The organism is Gilliamella sp. B2828 (assembly GCF_026537125.1).
In the GTDB taxonomy this organism is placed as follows: Bacteria; Pseudomonadota; Gammaproteobacteria; order Enterobacterales; family Orbaceae; genus Gilliamella.
On sequence record NZ_JAFNMU010000014.1, the window covers coordinates 1 to 21,716 of the forward strand.

The window sequence follows — 21,716 nt, forward strand, 5'->3', positions numbered from 1 at the left end:
GTTTTTGAGGTCACTTTCGTGATTTCGCCAATTTGCTCTCCCAGGTATTTGGGCGAATCTATGGCTAATATATCGGGGTGTCTGCCATGAATGAAATAATCTGTGCTTCCTCTATGAAAGGTTCGATTAGGATCGGGTGTAAAAAAGTGTTCAACCCGACCACTTGAAGCTGGAAGCAATTCTGATGATTGAGCTAGAATTTGATCTAATTTTTGCCGATAAAATGCGGTTATATTTTTAACATAACTCACGTCTTTATATCTCCCTTCAATTTTAAATGATCTTACTCCAGCTTGAATTAGCTCAATTAGATTTTCGGATTGATTATTGTCTTTCATAGATAATAAATGTTTTTGATAGGCAACTATTCGACCTTTATCATCTTTTAAGGTATAAGGTAATCTACAAGATTGTGAACAATCACCTCGATTTGCACTTCGTCCAGTTTGAGCATGAGAAATATAACATTGACCAGAAAAAGCAACACATAATGCACCATGAATGAAAAACTCAATATTTGCATCAGTATGCTGATTAATATTAGCAATTTCAGTTAAATTAAGTTCTCGAGCCAATACAATTTGAGAGAAACCAACATCAGAAAGGAATTTTGCTTTTTCAGGGGTACGAATATCCATTTGCGTACTCGCGTGTAAATCAATAGGCGGAATATCCATATTTAATATGCCCATATCTTGGACAATTAAAGCATCAATACCAGCATCATACAATTGCCAAATTAGGTTCCTTGCTAATTCCAATTCGTTATCATGCAGTATAGTATTTAATGTAACAAAAATTTTGACATAATATTGATGAGCAAATTCAACTAATTTTGCAAGATCACTAACGGAATTACCTGCATTATGTCTAGCCCCAAAATTTGGTCCACCTATATAGACGGCATCTGCACCATGTAAGATGGCCTGTTTTGCAATTTCGATATTTTTGGCTGGACTGAGAAGTTCTAATTTATTGTTGATACTTTTGGGATTTAGCATTAATGACTCTTTTTAAAAATACAACTTAAGATGACTGGCTAACTGGTAATATTCAAACGTTATAATTAATTTAATAATCCTTGTCAAGAAGTTTCAGAAACCTATACGTTTGAGTAAAATCATTCCTATAATATTTGCTTATATACGTTTAATTTGCAAAGCACTTTTATAATAATTCACCCTCATATTTTAGAATTAAATATAATTTTATTTTGTTCACCTACTCTGCCTAGTATAACTAATGATTCACCTATTATTCTTTAATAATGAAAATATTTTATAAAATAAAATTTATACTATATTATATAAAGTTCTAATTTTAGCCTTTTCCTGGTTAAAGGATTTTTAGATAATTATTTAGGGAAAAAAATGAAAAAACAGGCAATATTTATAGCGGGCGATGATAATATTTATTTTCCCGCTCTAGTAGCTTTAGAAAGTATTAAAGAATACAACAATGATATTTTCGATATGTTCATGTGTTTTGATGGAAGTAAATTGACACCTTACATGCAGCAAACATTAAGTAAGCATTCTATAAATTTTATTGATACTAAAGAGTTAAGAAAATTTGGTATTGAAGAAAAATTTTCGATGATGATTGAAAATCATTGGCCTATCGATATTTTTTATAATTATGCATTACCTATTTATCTTGGTGAATTAGGTTATACTTACTCCTATAAAGTTGATTATGATATTCTTTGTGTAGGTAAATATATATTAGATGAAATAGAACCTCGTGATGTGTTTTTTTCTGGTTGGACGAATAAAGTAAATTTAGAAAAAGAGAATATTGAAAAAGAAACCATTAAGAAATTAATAGACGATAATATAATTTCAGGGCAAACTATCGACTACATGAATGTAGGTTTTCTTGGTTTTAATAATAAAAATTATACTGAACAAAAAATATTTGAAAAACTATCTGATGCTTACTTACTACTCAAAAGAGAATCACCTAATGCAAAATTATTAGAACAAATTGCATTCGCATTAGTCATTGAAAGTACAAAAGGAAAATTCAAGAAAATCCCTGAGACATATAATCATCGAGTACTATCCACACGAGAAAGTAATGATAACTTTGAGTTTGATACTAAAAATATCCATTTTATTACAAAATTTAAACCTTGGAGAAAACTTGAAAAAAATATAATCAAATGGTTTATTTTTAATAATGGAAGTCATATGTATTTGTATCGAAATTTATGGCTTGATTACGCATCAAAAATAGATGGGTTTGAGATTTTTTGTATGGAAAAACCGCTAACAACTAAACAATTAGTTGGAATGGAAATGCATATTGTTCGATGCTTTAATGAAAAGCTTAACTCATTAAAACCTCAAGTTAAAGGATAAATTATTTAGTTCTTAATTGACAACCTTGATATCCTTAATAAGGTTGTCAACTTAATAACTTTTATTTTTTCTTAGAAAATTTAACAATTTTATCTAGATTTGCCATTTCATTACTTACAAACATTGTTAAGCCTTGAATGTAATCAGCCAAAACAGATGGTGGCATCAATTGATAATTGTTACCAAATATCTCATTCAATAAATTAACCACTTTTTTGTAATTTTTCTGAGCAAGAGCAACTTTAACCATTTGTATATGGCATTGTGTATTATTAGGTGTATGTTTTTCAAAATCGTCTAATAATTTATTCGATTTTTCATATTGCCCTATATTACGAAAAATATCAGCTAAAATCAGTTGTAATATATATTTCTTCAAAAAATATTTATTTGTATTAGAATTTATTAAGGGATTAAGCTGCATAATAGCCCCACCCCAATTTTGTTGTGTCATTTTCACGAGCACATTTAATATATCTAATTCATTTTGCTCAAATAAGCCTTTTTCTAAAAAGGCAGATTTAATTTTCATTGCATATGTCGAACTGTGGAGATAATAGCAACAAGTTAATTGATAAAAGAGATCTATTGCTTTTTTATTAGTAATTTTTTCCCAACATTGAAAAGCTCCTTCCCATTTTTCTTGAGTCATCAAAATAAACGCTTTAGTTTTATTATCTTTAATATCTTCAAATCTTACTTTAACATTATTAAAAAATAGAGAAATTTGATATTTTCGATAACCTGCTTCTGCTAACATTTGTTGTGCAATAATTTTCCAATTTCCCTCTTTTTTTAATAATACCTGAGAAAAGGCTATTATTTCTTCCCAATTTGCAGACATTTGCAATGCTTCAATGTAAATATTTAAGGCTGAAACAGGAATAATCATATAATTATTATTAAATGTTTTCTTTAAATGAGAAGATATACCAGAATAATCTTTCTTAATAATGTATAATTTAATTTTTTGCAATTCGAATTCAAAATTATACGTTTTGTGTTTTTCAAAATTAACTAATTGCGTTTGACATTTTTCAGGCTCATTATTTTTTCTATATACATCTGCCAGAATTAATTCAGGAAAGAATTTTTTCAGAAAATATTCATTTACATTACTTTTCAGTAAAATATTTAATTGGTCTATCGCCGTATTCCAATCTTTATTATATGCTGATATTAAAGAATTAATTAATAGTGACATTTCTTTATCATAATCAGAATGTAGCAAAAACTCATTTTGAACCTTAACAATATGATCTTTATTGGGTAAGTGCTGACAACAAATTAACTGATAAAAAAGCTTAACACTTGAGTTTTCATTCACTTTATTCCAACTATCATAAGCTTGATACCATTGTTCTCGTCCCATAAAAAGAAATGCCAACACTTTGTGATTTTTGATATTGCTGATATTAACTGGGAATAATGAAGGGTTTCTCTGATAGTAAGTTGCTTCTGCTAAAATAAGATAAGCTAGCTCTTCTTGTGTTTTATCAATGGATAATAATTGTATTGCACGTTGTATAGCTATTGGCCAGTTTTGTTCTTGGTATGCTCTTAGTAGAAAATCAGTTAATATTGAAACATTTACTTCTTCTGGCATATCATAAGGTTTATCCAAATCTTCAATTGCTTCAAAAGTCCTTTCACAACATTTTCCATCTCTGTATGGATAAACTGTTTTAATTCTTGAAAAATAGGGTTCTTTGATCGCAAAATCATTCTTAACAATATCATTTAAAGCGCGATTCAAATCTTCTTCCTTCGTAACAACAGGACCAAAACCGTGCTGTCTATAATCAAAATAACCTTTCGAAAAAGTATGTTTTCCTGAAAAAAACTCATTTTCATCAAATTGATAGTATATAATTTGTTTTTCTAAATATGCCATTTCGAAGGCTATAGATGAATAGTCAGTTATAAGAAGTGTTGATTTCAAAAATAATTCTTGAATGCTACAGTTTTCAGAACGCCATTGCTCTATATATGAAGGTATATTAAATTCATCCAAATACGGTTCTATGTTTTTATGAAGGGCAAAAATAACTTTTACTCCATCATTTGTTATTCTTTTTAACTCTTCACTATGTATGAAACTTTTCCAATGTATAGCATAGTCAGTTAACATAAAATTAGGATTTTTATCGCGTTCTGAACGATCTGTTTTTGCTTTAGGTAAAATAGAATCGCGCCAAGTAGGCATTATTAAGATTATTTTTTGCTCTGATGCAAATTTATCTTTTTGAAAAAATAATGCATCATGTCTTGGTAATCCTGTTAATTTTACTTCTTTATTTGTTAAAAAATATTTATCGTCAAATGCAATTGAATTAAATTCAGGCTCCGTACTAGTAAGCATCAAACTAACATTTTTCTTGGTATTAATCCAATTTGATAAATCGTCTTTAATGACACCATGTTGTAAGAACACAAATTGTTGATTTAACATTGACCCATCAGAGAAATAATCATTAACATATTTATCAATATGGCTACTGACTACTTTTGATGCCGTTTTTAATAATTTTTTATGTTCAAATGAGCCAAAGTTTAACAAATTAAAATTATCTTTTTTCAAACGATCCCAATCATGAGATTTGTTTGATAATACATAGTAAATGTCTCGATTTGGATGTTCAGATCGAATATATCGATACAAATGCTCTGCATTATCGTCAGCCGCAGAGTCTCTGTCCATTAAAATCCAATGTTCTCGCTTATTAGTTTGAGCAAATTTAGCTAAATGTTCCATCATTTTTTCATGAGAAACACCAGTATAAAAAAAAGTTCCTTTGATGAAAATTTTTGAATGAACACCATTAAATTTAATTTCAAACTTATTAAAGTTTTCAGGTAAAGGGACCCATAGTTTATATGTTGTTACAAAATATCTATCACCAAATGTGTGTTTTTTCTTTTTCTGATATTTAGGTATTGTATCATTATTATCAAATAATATAGCAATATCACTATCATTATAACTATGATATGAAATAAGTATCTCTTTTTTTGCTGGATCATATCTTTCGATATAGGCAATCTGATTTATCTCAGTTATCCCTTTGAAAGTTCCCAATATCCCTACTTTAAACAAAAACCAAATACCCGCTAAATCAAAACCCAATATGACTTCTTTATCTATATAAGATAAAACCGTTTCAGCATTTTCATAGAACTTAATTTTTTCATCCTCACTAAGGATATTTAATGGATTGGGATTATTAATTAAACGTTTACAAATCCAAGCAAAATCATATAAAGCTTGTCGTTGAATGAATTCTGGAATTTGTTCTAATCTTTCTTTATAAAACTCCAAAACAAATATTGGACCGCGCTCGATAGCATCTAAAAATTTACGTTTATCATTCCAAGAGGTATCTAAAGTTGAGGAATTGTCTTCTCTTTTCCTATAATAATATTTTGCAGATGGCAAAAAAGCTACTTTTAATGATTTAATATAGTATATGTATTCGGAAGCAAAACGCGCATCTTCAAATGAAGGTTTTAGTCTTGTATCAAAAAATAAATCGTTTTCAAGAATGACTTGTGTAAGAAATATTCCTGAATTAACAGCCATTACAATGTTTTTACCGAAATCAAAATTGGAGTTATATTTAATTCCATTTGCAAAACGATATTTTAGTGGATGGGTATCACTGTATTGATCTACATTTTCATTATAAAATATGAAGTTACAACAAACCATGCCCGTATCTTCCGGATTTTTATCCATTACTTTTGCAATTTCTTCATAATAATCTAAACTTACAAAATCATCAGGATCCATGAAACTAACCCATTTGGTTTTTACATAATCCATACCGAAATTACGTGCTGATGCTTGTCCTCCATTTTCTTTATGAATATAAATAATATTATTTGGATATTTTTTTTGCCATTTTTTGATGATTTGTGCAGAATTATCTTTAGAGTCATCATCGACTAAAATTAGATGAATATGATCTTCAAATCCAATAGTTTGATTAACTAAACTTTCAAAATAGTCATTCAAATATCTCTCAACACCATAAACTGCCGATACTACAGTAAATTTTTGTTCCGTTTTGTATTTTATTGATGGGGAATGCTTTAAAATATAATTCTGTCTTTTTTCATACATATCTGTAAAAAAAAGCTTAGGATTCTTTCTCAATTTATTCCATTTTTTTATTATTGACATAATCTTTTAAGACCTTATAAATCATGAATTTAGTAGATTAAAGTGAACAATTTTAATCTGTTGTTATTGAATTAAATATAAAATCTACTCAAAAACTTTATCAAATTATCTTTGTAGTCTTTTTCATTAATATTTTTAGCTGAAAAATCATTTGCACAAAATGAGTGAGGTAATGACTTAAATTTATTACTAAGAAAAGTATAATTAGTTTTTGCTGTTGTTGAACGAACATTAAAATAGTAACAAATATCACGTGACAATTTAGATTTACCCTCAAAATACATTATCCAAGGAACTAGAAATGTTGCTAAATTCAGATCATTTTCATTCCTAAATTGATTAGGAAGAAATCCATTAATTTCATTTCTAAACAATGACCAAGCTAATTCAAAGTATGATTTTTTTAAAGGGACATAAGTATGGGCTAACGGATTGTTTATTTTCTTGTTATATTTCTTTAATAGCAAATTACGAGAGTTCAAACTAGCAGATAAAGTTGGAGTATTAACACCTTTTTTGATCATCTGATCCAAATTTTTTCTATTTAAAAACAACGATGATAAATTATTACCACTAAGAAAATGTGTTTTAGGTAGTTTTCTGGCAATAAAAACATCATCATTAAAGTAAATAAAATTTTCTGATAAATCAGGGATATTATGTAAGTGAGCTTCAATAACATGAGAGTTAAATGTAGGAAGATATCTATGATTTATTATTTGCTTATGGTCAATTATTTTAACTTTATCAGATAAAGGAAATTCTGGAATTTGATTATCTGTCACTAAAAATATTGAATTTACCCAAGGTATATAAGATTCAATGCTTTTTATTACATAATATAACTCCCCATGATTTTCAAACCTTGAACTATCAATGGAAAACTGATTAAGGTGATTTTTATTAAGATCTTTATGAAAATTTAGTTTTTTAATCCAACTTGGGTCATTATTATTAACCCATGTAATAACCACATCAATAATTTCTGAACTTTGATTTTCAAGAATATTATACAACCTGAAATCATCTGTAATTAAGATATTTTCATTGATAACGTTATGACCTTGTTCATCAAATGATAAAGGATATTTATTTAAAAAATAGTCTCTAAAAAATATACCTGGATGTTTTACAAATTTATTGATTTTACTCATAACAAATAACTTATTTTAACTTTATACTTACTTTCTCAAAATAAACATAATTTTGAATACGATATAACTTCAAGAGAGTTTTTGAATCTTCATAAACAGACTCTTTCATATTTTCAATTTTGAGATCACTGTAATATTCTACTTCGTTATAAGTTGACTTCACTCCGAGTTTATAGACACCATCAGGAATATCATCAATCAATAAACCTTCATTTTTGAATGTAAACATTCCAGCCTTATCATAGCTGATATAATCTCCATTAAATAGTTTCCGACTAATATTTGGATCCGAATATTTTGCTAACTGTTTTTGATAAGATGAATTCTCTGTACTGAATAATAAAAAATTTTTTATAGAAGGCATATAATCAGGACAAGGCACTCCAATAATTGCAGCGATACCAATTAAATAGATTCTATTATTTTTTAGAAAAATGTTATATAACTCAACATAATGTTGACATTTTGTTTCATCAATCGAATCTTTCACCGGTGAGTGTCTATAGATATTGTGGAATACTCCTTGACCGACATATATCGGTTTATTTTTAATAGTTTTATTCCAATAATTTTTTTGTGCTTTTATTTGATTTGCATGTGTCCTAATCCAAGGTTCGGTCAACATTATATTTTGTCTTTCCCAAGCAATGTCTTTTTTTGTTGTTTTGGCCGGAGTACCAACAATTACACAATTGTTTGGGTATTTTCCTTTTACAACACTTGCAAAACCAATAACGGAACCTTCACCAATTTGACTTCCAGATAAAACTACAGAATTAAAAGCGAACCATACGTGTTCACCTATAATAATATCTTTTGATGGATTTATTCGGTCACCCGTATTAACATCATAAATTGCATGAGCATCATCCGAACGAATTTGATTACCGGTAGCAAACATGCAGTCATCCCCTACTACAATTTTCGTTTTTTCTGCTGATGTTATATATATTTTATTCGTCGAAGTTACATTATCGCCAATGTTAATATGACAAGAATAACCAGCTCTTATTTGTCCTGATAAATTTCCATTTTCGCCAATCATAACAACCGCATTATGTGATGGAAAATCAAAATTAATATTACGAATTTTACTTGACTCTGCGATGATTAATTTATTATTTCCGCCAACAAAATTCACTGTAACATTATTTAAATTTTTAGGCGCAAAAACCAGATTCCCATTATGATCTGAATAATTACCATTTATATTTATATTTTCCATTTCTGCTTTCTCGTTAGTATTTTTGAAATAATTAATGAATGTTTAATTCAAAATCAGTATAATAAACTGATCCCTTTATTTGAGATTTACTGCATAAATAAGTTTCATAGCGTTCAAACAATTCAGTATCAGGTTTCTGTCCTTCTTTCCAGAAATGATGTAGTCCTTTTTGAAAAGTTAATCCTTTTATATCATAATGAGCATCACCTAATACTATAACTGGTAATCCATGGATAAGTGCAGAGAGCCCACAAGTACTGTTTACAGTAACTAGCCCTTTTGCTTTCCTGAGTAAAACTGGCATCGGTACGCCATGTATATATATTACTCTTTTACTAACACCATATCGTTTAGCCAATTTTTTAATCAAATGTTTATAGTTGTTAAAACCTTCATCCATTGGATGATGCTTAATTAATAGATAACTTTCATCATCCGCGAACAGGGAAAATGATCGAATAACTCTAAAAATATAGGATCTCATTGAATGGTAGTAGCTATGAACCTGTATTTGAAAATCTTGATCACATTGCAATGGAAAAATATAAAATGGCTTATATTCATCATTATTTATCTTTTTTATCAATCCTGGTTGGATTAATCTTGCCTTAAATTTTCGTATTGATGCTAATCCCCAATGAAAAACGTAAAAAGTTAATGAAGTTTTTCTGTGATGTACATAATTTGAATACTTTCGTCTTTTTAAAAACATCAAAATATAATAGATACTGGCATAATAAATCATTAAATAAAAATGAGATTCATCTTTATTTGTATGAAAATAGGTATTGTGAATATTTTCATAAAAATCATAATTTTTAGGTGTAAGAGAAAAGCCATTCACCCCATTTTTTTCAAATGTTATATAGTGTGGTCTTAAATAACCCTCTTCAAAAACCCAAAATGATAAACTTGAGTTGGACTTAACTATTGACTTAGCTATTTTGTGGTAAGCACGACAATCACCAAAAACAACAATCGCATCAATATTATATTTTTCAATATAATCTATTAAAAATTGACGAAATTTGCCAATCGGTTCATAAAAAGACATACTATTTTGCGGAAAGAAAAACTCATCGCCTCCATTTAAATTGATCTTATAAACTTTACATTTTTGATTTTGTAACCATTTTGCAACATTTTTAAAAAACGGCCCAACTGGTCCCTGTAACAAAAGAATATTTTCTTTCGTTTGCACTAACTCGTCTAAATAATGACCCATTCCATAAAACACATAATAAATTATTTATAATAAAAAGGTTTATTATTTTCAAAAAATATTAATATAAACAGATAGTTCATTATCATATTTAATTTATCAATAATTTTTGTTATAAATCCATTTTATGAACCAAAAAGTTTTCATTTAGTTAATCAAGCTTATCATTACATTATTGATATGACTTTATCCAAAGGTTTAGGATCATAGATAATTGACACTGAAAAATACAATGAAACGCAATAATCTTTATTAATAATTTTCTATTATGATAAGGCAATATTAAGAATTTGTAAAATACATTAAAGATAAATTTTATTTAAATATTTTATATCTATTAATCAATACTTTAAAAAATACAAAATTGATTAAATATGTAAGCAAAAAGATAGTTAAGTAAATTTTTCGTAATCTCATTAATTAAAAACTTACGATATCTTAGATATAGTGTAAAAAATTACTTTTTATGAGACTTTATATTAATAAAAAGAGTTATAATTTGCTTGATTTTATATAATTGTTTTTTTAGCCAACATTGGTTGATAGATGGTGAGTTTTTCGTTCTCTCATTATTGAAGTAATTAATTAATGTTTCAGGATCTGTAAAATGCAGAGTTTTAGGATGAATGTATATCGAATATTCATACATAACAATATAAATTAATTCATCTAAAGATAAAATTCGATGCCTAAAAGGACTCGGATATAAGTCTGTAGTCAATCCCCAACCAGAATAAAAGGGTTGTCCATAGCAAACAACTTTTTTATGACGTATTAATGCTTCAAAACCAGCTAATGATGTGATTGTATGAATTTCGTCAACCTGTTCAATACAATCAATAATATTAACAAATTCAATAATATCATTGACATATTTTATCAATTCCGACTTATCTATCTTCCCTATTCTGTTACCACTTAACACATCAGGATGAGGTTTATAAATAATATAAGCGTCAGGATTTTTTTTTCTGACAACTTGAACGAGTTCTAAATTGGTTTTGATGATAGGCGAGCCGTATAATATTGACGCATCATCTTCAACTTGACCGGGTATCAATATAATTTTTCTCATTTCATCAACAGGTCTGATATTTTTTTCACTACCAATATTATATTTGCTTAGTTTTGTTACATTCAGTAATTGTCGCAATGAATTAGCTCTTTCTTGCTCTTTTTGGGTCACTACTCTAGTGGCTAAAAGTGACTCCAATTCGCTAATTGTTTGCGAGTTAAAATAAATACCTAACTCATCTATTACTAGCGAATATGGCATTACCAAATTAGACCCTAATCCTATTGATCGAATAAAACCATCTTCAATACGCAGAATACGTAATTTTGCTTTCTGAATCGTGGGGATAATATTTTCTTTACCTTGCCCCCAGATTAATATTTTTTGGGATTTCACTTTATGCATTAATTTGTTGTCATTTACAATTTTTCTAAACTTATTTATAGAACAAAAATGACTTTTAATAGAAGGAAGATTCAGATATGGCTGTAATGCGTGTTTCTTCCAGAATGAAAAACCAACGAGTTTAACTGTACCACGAAGTTTATTATTTAATTTTTTTATTTTGACCAAATAATCAATAACGTCGAAAATGGTTCCTTTTTTACCTGTATTAGGATTTATATATTGGCAATATAAAATGTAACTTGCTGCAAACAATTCGATGATAGTCGCCTCGGTTCTTCTATCATTATTTTTTAAACTTTTTACATTTTTATGACGATCATCTGTTAATCCCCATCCAGCATACCATGGTAATCCAAACGTAATAACTTCTTTACCTAATAAAAGAGCTTCAAAACCCATGTGAGAGGTAACTACATAAACTTTATCAATCTGCTTCAATAATGAAATAGGATTAATATCATCAGTAAGCAGAATTACTGTGTCTTTAATAAAATTACTTGTTAAAAAACCTTTTTTATAACCATTAATTACATCTGTATGTGCTTTAACATATACAGTTGCCGTTGGATTTTCCTTTAATGCCTCATCTAACATTTCACGAAAAGTTTGCGGATCTGCACCGCCGTAATTAACAGACATATCTCCAACTGTTTGATCAATCACCAATACCTTTTTATTTTCAACATGAAGTTCATTATCATTAAAACCAATAAAATCTGGCGCATGATTATATTTTGTTATTTCGTTGTCAATGATTAATTTTATCGCTTGCGTTGCATCATTCAAATGTAAAACTAAACGGCTTTTATCTTTTATCAAACTCTCTAATTCTGATGGAGAACGAGCATCATAATAAATGCCTATATTATCTGCTATGAGTGAAAGTGGAAAATAACCATCTAATCCCAAGCCAACAGATCGTAAAAATCCATCTTCAAGTGAAATAAATGGCAGTTTATTTTCTGTAGCATATTTTCGTGCTTTCTTTGTGGTAGTACGAAATCCCCATCCAGCAATTGCATTAGCTTCTTTTTTTCTATTTTTATAGATAAATAATAAATCAGGGAAAAAATGATGAATGTGTTTAATTCTGAAAATTTTTTTTGAAAAAATAGCAACTTTTTGCATAAAAGATTAAATGACTTTTATGTTAAACGTTGTTGCTTAGTGTGATATTGATGAGCTTGATCGATAGTGTCAAATTGATGTAAATGCCCTTCCTCTAAAACCATTGCTTTATCACAGTAACTTTTGATAGCGTTCATATTATGTGACACCAAAATTAAAGAACGATCTTTCTTATTTTCAAATAATTCTTTTTTACATTTTTGTGTAAATCTAGAATCCCCTACAACTATGACTTCATCGATAAGGTAACAATCAAACTCTATTGATAATGATAAAGCAAAAGCTAAACGCGCTTTCATGCCTGATGAGTATTTTTTAATAGGTTCATATAAATAATCACCTAGTTCGGCAAAATCTTCAACATATTCTTTAGTCTTTTTTATATCAGTCTGATAAATCCTACATATAAACCGTAGATTATCCATACCTGTCAAACTACCCTGAAAAGCCCCTGTAAAAGCCAAAGGCCATGAAATAGTCATACTTCGTTTAATGGTTCCTGAGGTTGGTTTTTCAATTTGACTTATAAGTCTTATTAATGTTGATTTACCTGCCCCATTACGACCTAATATTCCAAGTTTTTCTCCTCGATGTAGAGTAAAACTAATATTATCTAGAACGGTTTTATAACCTTTTCTTGTAGTGTATTTTTTACAAACATTGTCTACTATGATCATGACCCTTCCTCAAGTATATGGTTTTCATTAATTTTAACCATAGCCAATCCAATAAATAATAGAACTATATTGCTCAAAATTAAATAACTTATACTTTCATGAGTGGTGACAGATGATCCAAAATATCCAAAACGGAACATTTCAGTTCCATGAACAGGAGGCAAAAAAAGTAACAAACTTTGAATTTCATTAGGAAAAGTATCAACCCAAAAAAAAGCCCCCGAAAAAGGAATTAAAATAAAACTTAATGTTCCCCATATTTTATCAAAAGATTCAAATCGAGCAGATAAAACAAAAATTACTAATCCAAGTCCTAGAGAAAACCAACACATTAGTCCCCACGCACATAGCATATAAAATGGATCATTCGGTATAGATATTAGCCCCAAAAAAATAAATATTATCATCACAAAAATTTGAGCTGCGCTTGCACCTATCATTTCCAGAAAAATACGCGCATATACAACGTCCAAAATACGTATATTATGATGATAGAGTAATGCTTGATTAGCTTTAACTGCACCCTTAGCCCGAGATGAGCTATTACGCCACATCATAACTATTGGATAACCTGTCAATACAAATGCAATGATATTAAGATTAGAAACGGCGTCTACTTTGAAAAAGTACCATATCAAGCTTATCAATAAAGTCAATGACATGGGTTCAACGAATAACCATAAAAAACCAATATTATTACGACCATATCGTGTAATAATTTCTCTTAATATTAAAGCTTTTATTACATTAACTTGTATTATTAATGAGCGTAAAAAATGAGTTTTAGAAATTAATTCACTCATCAATCTTTATGCTCCCTTATCCCTGCTAACATTAAATTAAATATACCGTATATAATCAGGCATATAATAAAAGTTGTGATGATATTATAGATTCGTGAAGGTTTAAATGAGACATCTGAAACACTAGGTTGCTCTATACGTTCTAAATAAAGCTGTTTCTTCGTTATCTCCACTTGAGCATTACGCAAAGATAATGTAGCAGCTTCAAATTGCTGTTTTGCAACAGTGTTATTTATAAGAATTTGTTGATATTCAGCCAGATTAGCATCTTTATTTTTATTTTTTTGAAACTCTGTAAGTGCTTGAGCTTCTTTTTTCATTTGTAATTCGGCATTTTTTAGCTCGGCTAAAGATGCTGTAATAAGATCTTGTTTGGCCCGCAAATTTATCTGATTAACAAATCCTTCCGCTTGTTTTAATAAATTTTCATTTATATCAAAAGCATCTTGCATATCGAATGCATTAACACTAATTGTAGCAATACCTGTAGAAATATCAAAATTGACATTTATCATATCACTCATATAACGATAAAAGTATTCTTTTTTATCCATAAAATCAAGGTTGAATCCATTAAAACGAGCAATGATATCCCCTTTTTGGGTATACCATTGTTTAACGGGTAACAATTGTTCAATAGAAGACAATGCATCTCTAGACTTTATATATGAAAGAACAACATAGGAATCATCATTTGAACGGGAAAGACCAACTTTTGAAAAAAAACTTCCTAATCCTCCTAATGAGGATTGAGTATTTGATGATCGTATAATATAGGTTGCTTCTGATGTATATATATTTTCTGCTATCAATCCAAAATATATCATTGACATTAAAGTCGGTAATGTAACAAGTAAATGCAGCAACCATCTTTTTTTTAACTTTATTAATAAAAACATAGTAGTATCAAGCCTATCAATTAATAGTTTATTCTGTAACTTGGCTAACTTGATTAATCATCCCTACACCAGGTGAAAATACAGCATATAAGAATTTTTGTAGTTCAATAATAGGTGCAGATGCAACGTAAACAATATCATTATTTTGAATTTGAAAATTTTTCATTATGAAAAATGAATTAGGATTAGTTAAGTCTATTTGAAAAACGGTTGGAATCGTTTCTTTCTTATCATTGACTAATAAGTTATCTTGATATCTAAATACAAACACACCCTTTGCATTTGCCTTATTGTCATTTAAACCACCAATGCGACCGAGTGCTTGAGATAAATTAATTCCTACAGCTTCAAAAGCTACTTCTTTAGTTGCTCCTGTGGCACCCATTGAAATAAAAGAGCTTGGCTTATTAACTAATGTAATTACATCATTCTGTTGAAGTTGAATATTAAATTGAGGATTGGATAAAATTAAACTTAAGGGGATTTGGCTATTTTTTTTATTTCTAGTAACTTGTATTAATGTATCTTTAATATCGTACATATTGTTACCTAACATGGCAACAGCATCTAGTAATTGCTCTCCCTTAGCTGTAAGGGTCATTTTTCCACTAAACTTGTCCCCAATAACAGTAACTGTTGACGATCTTTTTTCTAACACAGTAATAATGATTTGGGGTCTATTAGCAATACCTGATAGTTTTTCGACTATCTCATTTTGTACTTGCGAAGGATTTTTATCATCAACTTTTAGAACTCCTACAAATGGTAATGAAATAAGTCCCTTTGAATCAACAGTTACTATTGGCAAATCCGTCAAACCAGTTCTTGGTGCACCTGTATCACTTGAACCTGTAAATAATATTGCCGGTGGAGTTTCAATAATTGAGATTTTTAGACTATCCCCTTTTCCGATTCGATCAACTTGTTGAACTTGATTTGTTGTTTCATTGATAAATTTTATAGGGATTTTGGATGAGTTAATATCTCTAGTAAAATTGATTGAATCATTTAGATCGACTAAGTTAACTTTACTATAAATGTCATCTCTTTTGGAATCCTGCTTATTTATATTTTTTATTGAAGAAAAGCTGGGTCCAGAATGCGGTAAAACTGAACAACCACTCAAAAATATGGCTAGTGCTATTGGAAGAAGAGACGGTAATTTCAAAATAAATTTCCTTATGCATCATTTCTTATATTTCTTATTTTTATTATTTTTTATTATAAAACAGATAATTTTAGTATAAAAGTATTTTGTGGTGGAGACCCTATCAGCCACATCTCACACACATATTTTTTACTTTGGCTGCTTCCTTCCGGACCTGACCTGATGAGCAAAAAAATGTTGCAAGAGGACCCATAGAGCCTCCATAGGAAAGATTATATTATGCTTTAATTATGAAATTATTTCAATTATTATTTTGTTATACCATATCCAACCGACCTTTCCTTAATCTAAATTTTAAAGAAAGGCGATTGTAATAAGAGTATAGAATTTAATCCTACATAATAAACTATAGTGCTAAATTCTTTTCTACTCGCTCTCTAAATTTAATACCTGGTCTAAATGTAACAACTCGACGAGCTGAGATATCCACACTTTCACCAGTTTTAGGATTACGACCAGGGCGTGAATTTTTATCACGTATAGCAAAATTACCAAATCCAGATAATTTCACTGGTTCCCCTTTTTCTAAAGCCACTCGAATCTCTTCAAAAAAAAGTTCAACAAGGACTTTAGCTTCTTGACGATCAATATTAAATTTTTCGGTAAGACGATCTGCAATATCAGCTTTAGTTAATGTCATAGTTATTATTCTCTTAATAGGGCTTTAAAACGATTTTGTAAGGCAGTAACACACTTGCTTACAATGTTTGTTATATCTTCTTCTTCAAGTGTACGTGATTTGTCTTGTAAAATCAAACTGATAGCGAGACTTTTTTGATCTACATCGATGTTATCACCTTGATAGACATCAAATAGATTAACTTTCACAAGTTGCTCCCCTCCAGCTTGTTTACACACTGAAATAATTTCTGCTGCTGGAATTGTATTTGAAACAATAATCGCTATATCTCGTTTGTTTGACGGATATTTTGAAAGGTCTTTGGCAACAGGCACCTTTTTAAAGTTAATTTTAGCTAAATTTATTTCAAAAACAAGCGTTTTACTATTTAAAGATAATTTTTTTTCGATTTCTGGATGCAACACACCCAAATAACCAATAACCTCTTCATTTAGATTGATTGCTGCACTTTGTCCTGGATGTAAAGCTGGTAATTCTGCTCTGTTAAATTGGACTTGTTCATCACAACCTAAGAGTGAGAAAATTGCTTCAAGGTCCCCTTTTAGATCATAATAATCAACGCTCTTTTTAGGTAATTGCCAATGGTCTTCATATAAATTACCGGTAATAATCCCAGAAAGCATCAATTCTTGACGTACACCGAACTCACATTTTTCATCTGGTATAAAACGTAAGCCTGTTTCAAATAGTCGTATGCGAGATTGTTGTCGATTTTGGTTATAGAGTACTGCATTTAATAATCCTGACCACAGTGATAAACGCATCGCAGACATTTCACTGGAAATTGGATTTGGTAGAGTAATTGCCGTTTCATTCGGATGAAGAATGTGCTGAATTTTAGGATCAACAAAACTATAGGTTACAGCCTCTTGATAACCACGATCAACCAATAACTCTTTTATCCGGCGTAATGATATATTACTTTCAGGTTTTGGTTGCATCACAGATTCAATTTTCATATTTGCATTCGGAATGTTGTTATATCCATAAACGCGAGCAACTTCTTCAACTAAATCTTCTTCAATTTGTAAATCAAAACGCCAGCTAGGTGATTTAACGATCCAAATATCGTCTTGATAGTCTACTTCACAACCAAGTCGAACTAAAATATCCGTTATTTTTTGTGTTTCAATTGTATAACCTATGATTCGATCAATTCTGTTACGGCGTAACTTTATGGTAGCTTGTGAAGGTAATCCACTTTGATTTGTAACTTCAATAACTGGTCCAACCTCCCCTTTACAAATATCAACTAATAATTGCGTCGCTCTTTCCATTGCTACAAATTGTAATTCTGGATCCACACCTCGTTCATAGCGGTGAGAAGCCTCGGTATGTAGACCATATTCTCGAGCTTTACCGGCAATTGCTAATGGTGCAAAATAAGCGGACTCAAGAAAAATATTTTTTGTGGATTGTATTACACTTGATTTCTCACCGCCCATAATTCCTGCAATTGCTAATACTTTATTATGATCAGCAATAACTAAAGTTTTATCATTCAATTTAACTTCATTGCCATTAAGTAATGTGATTTCTTCGTCTTGATGAGCATAACGAACAATAATGCCTTTTTCAATTTGGTCTAAATCAAACGCATGCATTGGGTGACCAAGTTCTAGTAATACATAATTAGTAATATCGACAACGGCATCAACTGAACGGATTCCACCACGACGCAACTTTTCTTTCATCCATAATGGCGTAGTGGCATGGATATTGATGTTTTTGATCACTCTTCCTAAGTAGCGAGGGGCTGCTTTTGGAACATCTATTTGAATTGAGACGGTATCAGAAATTGACGCAGGTACCTTTTCTACTTTAAGCTCCTTCATTGGTATATTGTTTACAGCTGAGATATCTCTAGCAACACCAACAATACCAAAACAATCGGCACGATTTGGTGTAACACTTATATCAATCATCACATCGTTAAGATTTAAATACTCTCGAATATCTTCTCCTAACGGTGCATTATTAGGTAATTCAATAATACCATTATGATCATCAGCAATACCTAATTCAGAATAAGAGCACAACATTCCTTCTGAAGGTTCACCACGGAGTTTTGCAGATTTGATTCTGAAATCTCCTGGTAAAACAGCCCCAACAGTTGCGCAAGCAACCATTAAACCTTGACGGCAATTTGGTGCACCACAAACAATATCAAGTAATTCATCTTTACCAATGTCCACTTTAGTTACACGAAGTTTATCTGCATTAGGATGTTGTTTACATTCAACAACTTTTCCTATTACAACGCCAGTAAAATCCCCTGCAACCTTTTCCATGTCATCAACTTCTAAACCAGCCATCGTTAATTGGTCGGCTAGCATTTTGCTACTAATTTCTGGATTGATCCATTCACGTAGCCAACTTTCACTAAATTTCATGTTTTGATCTCCAGAATTAATTAAATTGCTTTAAAAAACGTAAATCGTTTTCAAAGAAAGAACGCAAATCAGTGACACCGTAACGTAACATTGTTAATCTTTCAATTCCCATGCCAAAGGCAAAACCACTATAAACTTCAGGATCAATACCAACATTACGCAATACATTTGGATGAACCATTCCACATCCAAGTACTTCCAACCATTTACCATTTTTAGCTTTAATATCAACTTCTGCAGAAGGTTCAGTAAATGGGAAATAGGCTGGTCTAAATCTTATTTCCATATTATCTTCAAAAAAGCAATGAAGAAAATCATGTAACAAACCTTTTAAATGGGTAAAACTAATTTCTTTATCAACTAATAATCCTTCCATTTGATGGAACATTGGAGTATGAGTCTGATCATAATCATTACGGTAGGTTCTACCTGGAGCAATGATTCGTATTGGCGGTTTTTGATTTTCCATAGTTCGAATTTGAACAGTTGAAGTTTGAGTACGTAATAAACGTTTTGCATCAAACCAGAATGTATCATGATCAGCACGAGCAGGATGGTGAGCAGGAATATTTAATGCATCAAAGTTATGATAATCATCTTCTATTTCTGGTCCAGTTTCAACAGCAAAGCCTAGTTCTCCAAAAAAATCAACTAACCGATTGATTGTTTTTGTCACTGGATGTAATCCACCCAACTCAAGTGATTTACCTGGTAAGGTAATATCAATTGTCTCATTTGCAAGTTTTGCGTCTAGGATTTGACGCTCTAAAAGATTGCGTTTTTGATTTAATATTTCGACAACTTCTTGTTTTGCATCATTTATTTTTTGACCTACTGCTGGGCGTTCTTCGGCAGGAACATCACGTAAAGAAGCCATCTGCAATGTAAAATAGCCTTTTTTACCAAAATATTCCACTCTGATCTGTTCGATCGTATTAATGTCGTTAGCATTTTCAATAGCGGATTTGGCATTGCTTACCAGTTCAACTAATTGAGACATACAGTTCTCCTGCTTATTGTTCATTACATAAAAAAAGCCTCTCCTGAGGCTTTTATAATTATTTTTCGTTTTTCCTTTGCCTCACGAAAGAATATTTTTAATGACGCTAAAAAAGAAACGAAAAACAACTAATTTCATAATTACTTAACTCTTAAATCATATTGTCGATAAAATGATAAAAGCCGAGATAACTCGGCTCTTATAAAGCTATTTTAATGCAGCTTTTGCTTTTTCAACCAATGCAGCAAATGCATTTTTGTCAAATACAGCAATATCAGCAAGGATTTTACGATCAATTTCAATTGAAGCTTTCTTTAATCCATTGATAAAACGGCTATAAGAAAGACCACATTGACGAGCAGCAGCATTAATACGAACAATCCATAATTGACGGAATTGACGTTTACGCTGACGACGGTCACGGTAAGCATATTGTCCAGCTTTAATTACTGCTTGGAAAGCTACACGATAAACACGTGAACGAGCTCCATAATAACCTTTTGCTTGTTTTAAAATTTTCTTGTGACGTGCACGAGCAATAACACCACGTTTAACACGAGCCATAAACTATATCCTCTAATTAATTAACCAATAAATTAAGCGTATGGAACACACGCAGTAACTAAACCTAAATCGCCTTTTGACACGGTAGTCAAACCGCGTAAATGACGTTTACGCTTAGTTGATTTTTTGGTTAGGATATGGCTTTTGTTCGCTTGCTTATGCTTAAAGCCACCAGAAGCTGTTTTTTTAAAGCGCTTTGCTGCGCCTTTTACAGTTTTAATTTTAGGCATTTTATTAATTTCCACTTCGCATTGTTAATAAAAATAAAATAATGGTGTAATTTTTAGAAAACTAAAAAATAACTTGCAAAACCATTACTTCTTCTTCGGCGCTAACACCATTACCATTTGACGACCTTCAATCTTAGTTGGATAAGATTCAATAATTGCCAAATCAGCTAAGTCTTCCTTAATACGATCAAGCATCTCAGTACCTAACTGTTGGTGAGCCATTTCACGTCCACGAAAACGGAGCGTGACTTTAGCTTTATCGCCATCTTCAAGAAAGCGAATCAGGCTGCGGAGTTTTACCTGATAGTCGCCTTCATCTGTACCAGGTCGGAACTTAATTTCCTTAACCTGAACAACCTTTTGCTTTTTCTTCTGTTCTTTTGTTGCTTTACTCTTTTCATAGAGGAACTTGCCATAATCCATAATTCGACAAACAGGTGGCTCTGCATTAGGGCTTATTTCGACTAAATCTAAAGTTGCTTCTTCCGCTTGTTTTAAAGCTTCTTCTAAGCTTACTATACCGAGCTGCTCACCATCGACGCCGGTTAACCTCACCTCACGAGCAGTAATTTCATCATTGATCTTATGTGCGCGTGTTGACTGAATACGTTTACTGACTTTAATATCTCATTCCTCCAAATTAA

General features: G+C 30.5%; 17 protein-coding genes and 1 other RNA gene. 1 reads left to right on the forward strand and 17 read right to left on the reverse strand.

Annotated elements, in window-relative coordinates:
• A partial coding sequence (locus J3U19_RS10335; RefSeq protein ID WP_267341692.1) for a peptidase U32 family protein occupies positions 1-1,001 on the reverse strand: 1,001 nt, incomplete at its 3' end.
• A 369-nt stretch (positions 1,002-1,370) separates the two neighbouring features.
• On the opposite strand from J3U19_RS10335, the gene J3U19_RS10340 reads away from it, so the two are divergent.
• Positions 1,371-2,363 carry a glycosyltransferase gene (locus J3U19_RS10340; RefSeq protein ID WP_267346244.1) on the forward strand — a complete coding sequence of 331 codons (993 nt, stop codon included), beginning with the start codon at positions 1,371-1,373 and terminating at the stop codon, positions 2,361-2,363.
• Positions 2,364-2,424: 61 nt separating this feature from the next.
• On the opposite strand, the gene J3U19_RS10345 is transcribed toward J3U19_RS10340, so the two are convergent.
• The 16 genes from J3U19_RS10345 to infC all read right to left on the reverse strand — a co-directional run bounded on the left by J3U19_RS10345 (position 2,425) and on the right by infC (position 21,696).
• Entirely contained in the window at positions 2,425-6,546 is a 4,122-nt protein-coding gene (locus J3U19_RS10345; protein WP_267346246.1) for a bifunctional glycosyltransferase/CDP-glycerol:glycerophosphate glycerophosphotransferase, read from the reverse strand.
• A 71-nt stretch (positions 6,547-6,617) separates the two neighbouring features.
• Entirely contained in the window at positions 6,618-7,700 is a 1,083-nt protein-coding gene (locus J3U19_RS10350) for a stealth family protein (RefSeq protein WP_267341696.1), read from the reverse strand.
• 10 nt (positions 7,701-7,710) lie between these two features.
• Positions 7,711-8,925, reverse strand: a complete 1,215-nt coding sequence (locus J3U19_RS10355; protein ID WP_267341697.1) for an acyltransferase — start codon at positions 8,923-8,925, stop codon at positions 7,711-7,713.
• Between the two features lie 31 nt (positions 8,926-8,956).
• Entirely contained in the window at positions 8,957-10,150 is a 1,194-nt protein-coding gene (locus J3U19_RS10360) for a capsule biosynthesis protein (RefSeq protein WP_267341698.1), read from the reverse strand.
• A gap of 454 nt (positions 10,151-10,604) precedes the next feature.
• On the reverse strand, positions 10,605-12,698 hold the full coding sequence (locus tag J3U19_RS10365) for a capsular polysaccharide biosynthesis protein (protein ID WP_267346248.1): 2,094 nt from the start codon (positions 12,696-12,698) through the stop codon (positions 10,605-10,607).
• 17 nt (positions 12,699-12,715) lie between these two features.
• Positions 12,716-13,375: an ABC transporter ATP-binding protein gene (locus tag J3U19_RS10370; RefSeq protein WP_267341701.1), complete on the reverse strand. Its 660-nt coding sequence runs from the start codon at positions 13,373-13,375 to the stop codon at positions 12,716-12,718.
• Positions 13,372-14,178 (reverse strand): ABC transporter permease, encoded by an 807-nt coding sequence (locus J3U19_RS10375; RefSeq protein ID WP_267341702.1) that lies wholly within the window; start codon positions 14,176-14,178, stop codon positions 13,372-13,374. Before J3U19_RS10375 ends, J3U19_RS10370 begins: the two co-directional genes overlap by 4 nt.
• Positions 14,178-15,077, reverse strand: a complete 900-nt coding sequence (locus J3U19_RS10380) for a hypothetical protein (protein WP_267341703.1) — start codon at positions 15,075-15,077, stop codon at positions 14,178-14,180. Before J3U19_RS10380 ends, J3U19_RS10375 begins: the two co-directional genes overlap by 1 nt.
• Before the next feature lie 28 nt (positions 15,078-15,105).
• On the reverse strand, positions 15,106-16,245 hold the full coding sequence (locus tag J3U19_RS10385) for a polysaccharide biosynthesis/export family protein (RefSeq protein WP_267346250.1): 1,140 nt from the start codon (positions 16,243-16,245) through the stop codon (positions 15,106-15,108).
• Between the two features lie 98 nt (positions 16,246-16,343).
• An RNA gene (ffs, locus tag J3U19_RS10390) (signal recognition particle sRNA small type) lies at positions 16,344-16,439 on the reverse strand.
• Between the two features lie 152 nt (positions 16,440-16,591).
• A complete protein-coding gene (locus J3U19_RS10395; RefSeq protein ID WP_267341705.1) occupies positions 16,592-16,885 on the reverse strand; it encodes an integration host factor subunit alpha in 294 nt (97 codons plus the stop codon).
• A gap of 5 nt (positions 16,886-16,890) precedes the next feature.
• Complete coding sequence (gene pheT / locus J3U19_RS10400; RefSeq protein ID WP_267346252.1) at positions 16,891-19,278, reverse strand: phenylalanine--tRNA ligase subunit beta; 2,388 nt, start codon at positions 19,276-19,278, stop codon at positions 16,891-16,893.
• A gap of 16 nt (positions 19,279-19,294) precedes the next feature.
• The gene (gene pheS / locus J3U19_RS10405; RefSeq protein WP_267341707.1) at positions 19,295-20,278 is read right to left on the reverse strand and encodes a phenylalanine--tRNA ligase subunit alpha; all 984 of its coding nucleotides are present in this window, start codon (positions 20,276-20,278) and stop codon (positions 19,295-19,297) included.
• A gap of 207 nt (positions 20,279-20,485) precedes the next feature.
• Positions 20,486-20,842 (reverse strand): 50S ribosomal protein L20, encoded by a 357-nt coding sequence (gene rplT, locus J3U19_RS10410; protein WP_267341708.1) that lies wholly within the window; start codon positions 20,840-20,842, stop codon positions 20,486-20,488.
• 32 nt (positions 20,843-20,874) lie between these two features.
• A complete protein-coding gene (gene rpmI / locus J3U19_RS10415) occupies positions 20,875-21,072 on the reverse strand; it encodes a 50S ribosomal protein L35 (protein ID WP_034945602.1) in 198 nt (65 codons plus the stop codon).
• Between the two features lie 84 nt (positions 21,073-21,156).
• A complete protein-coding gene (infC, locus tag J3U19_RS10420) occupies positions 21,157-21,696 on the reverse strand; it encodes a translation initiation factor IF-3 (RefSeq protein WP_416380218.1) in 540 nt (179 codons plus the stop codon).
• Positions 21,697-21,716 lie beyond the last annotated feature (20 nt).

Coding starts and splice junctions, on each gene's coding strand:
- pheT (WP_267346252.1), bottom strand. CDS start 19,278: ATGAAATTTAGTGAAAGTTGGCTACGTGAATGGATCAATCCAGAAATT.
- J3U19_RS10370 (WP_267341701.1), bottom strand. CDS start 13,375: ATGATCATAGTAGACAATGTTTGTAAAAAATACACTACAAGAAAAGGT.
- J3U19_RS10355 (WP_267341697.1), bottom strand. CDS start 8,925: ATGGAAAATATAAATATAAATGGTAATTATTCAGATCATAATGGGAAT.
- J3U19_RS10365 (WP_267346248.1), bottom strand. CDS start 12,698: ATGCAAAAAGTTGCTATTTTTTCAAAAAAAATTTTCAGAATTAAACAC.
- J3U19_RS10380 (WP_267341703.1), bottom strand. CDS start 15,077: ATGTTTTTATTAATAAAGTTAAAAAAAAGATGGTTGCTGCATTTACTT.
- rpmI (WP_034945602.1), bottom strand. CDS start 21,072: ATGCCTAAAATTAAAACTGTAAAAGGCGCAGCAAAGCGCTTTAAAAAA.
- J3U19_RS10340 (WP_267346244.1), top strand. CDS start 1,371: ATGAAAAAACAGGCAATATTTATAGCGGGCGATGATAATATTTATTTT.
- J3U19_RS10375 (WP_267341702.1), bottom strand. CDS start 14,178: ATGAGTGAATTAATTTCTAAAACTCATTTTTTACGCTCATTAATAATA.
- rplT (WP_267341708.1), bottom strand. CDS start 20,842: ATGGCTCGTGTTAAACGTGGTGTTATTGCTCGTGCACGTCACAAGAAA.
- J3U19_RS10350 (WP_267341696.1), bottom strand. CDS start 7,700: ATGAGTAAAATCAATAAATTTGTAAAACATCCAGGTATATTTTTTAGA.
- J3U19_RS10360 (WP_267341698.1), bottom strand. CDS start 10,150: ATGGGTCATTATTTAGACGAGTTAGTGCAAACGAAAGAAAATATTCTT.
- pheS (WP_267341707.1), bottom strand. CDS start 20,278: ATGTCTCAATTAGTTGAACTGGTAAGCAATGCCAAATCCGCTATTGAA.
- J3U19_RS10345 (WP_267346246.1), bottom strand. CDS start 6,546: ATGTCAATAATAAAAAAATGGAATAAATTGAGAAAGAATCCTAAGCTT.
- J3U19_RS10395 (WP_267341705.1), bottom strand. CDS start 16,885: ATGACATTAACTAAAGCTGATATTGCAGATCGTCTTACCGAAAAATTT.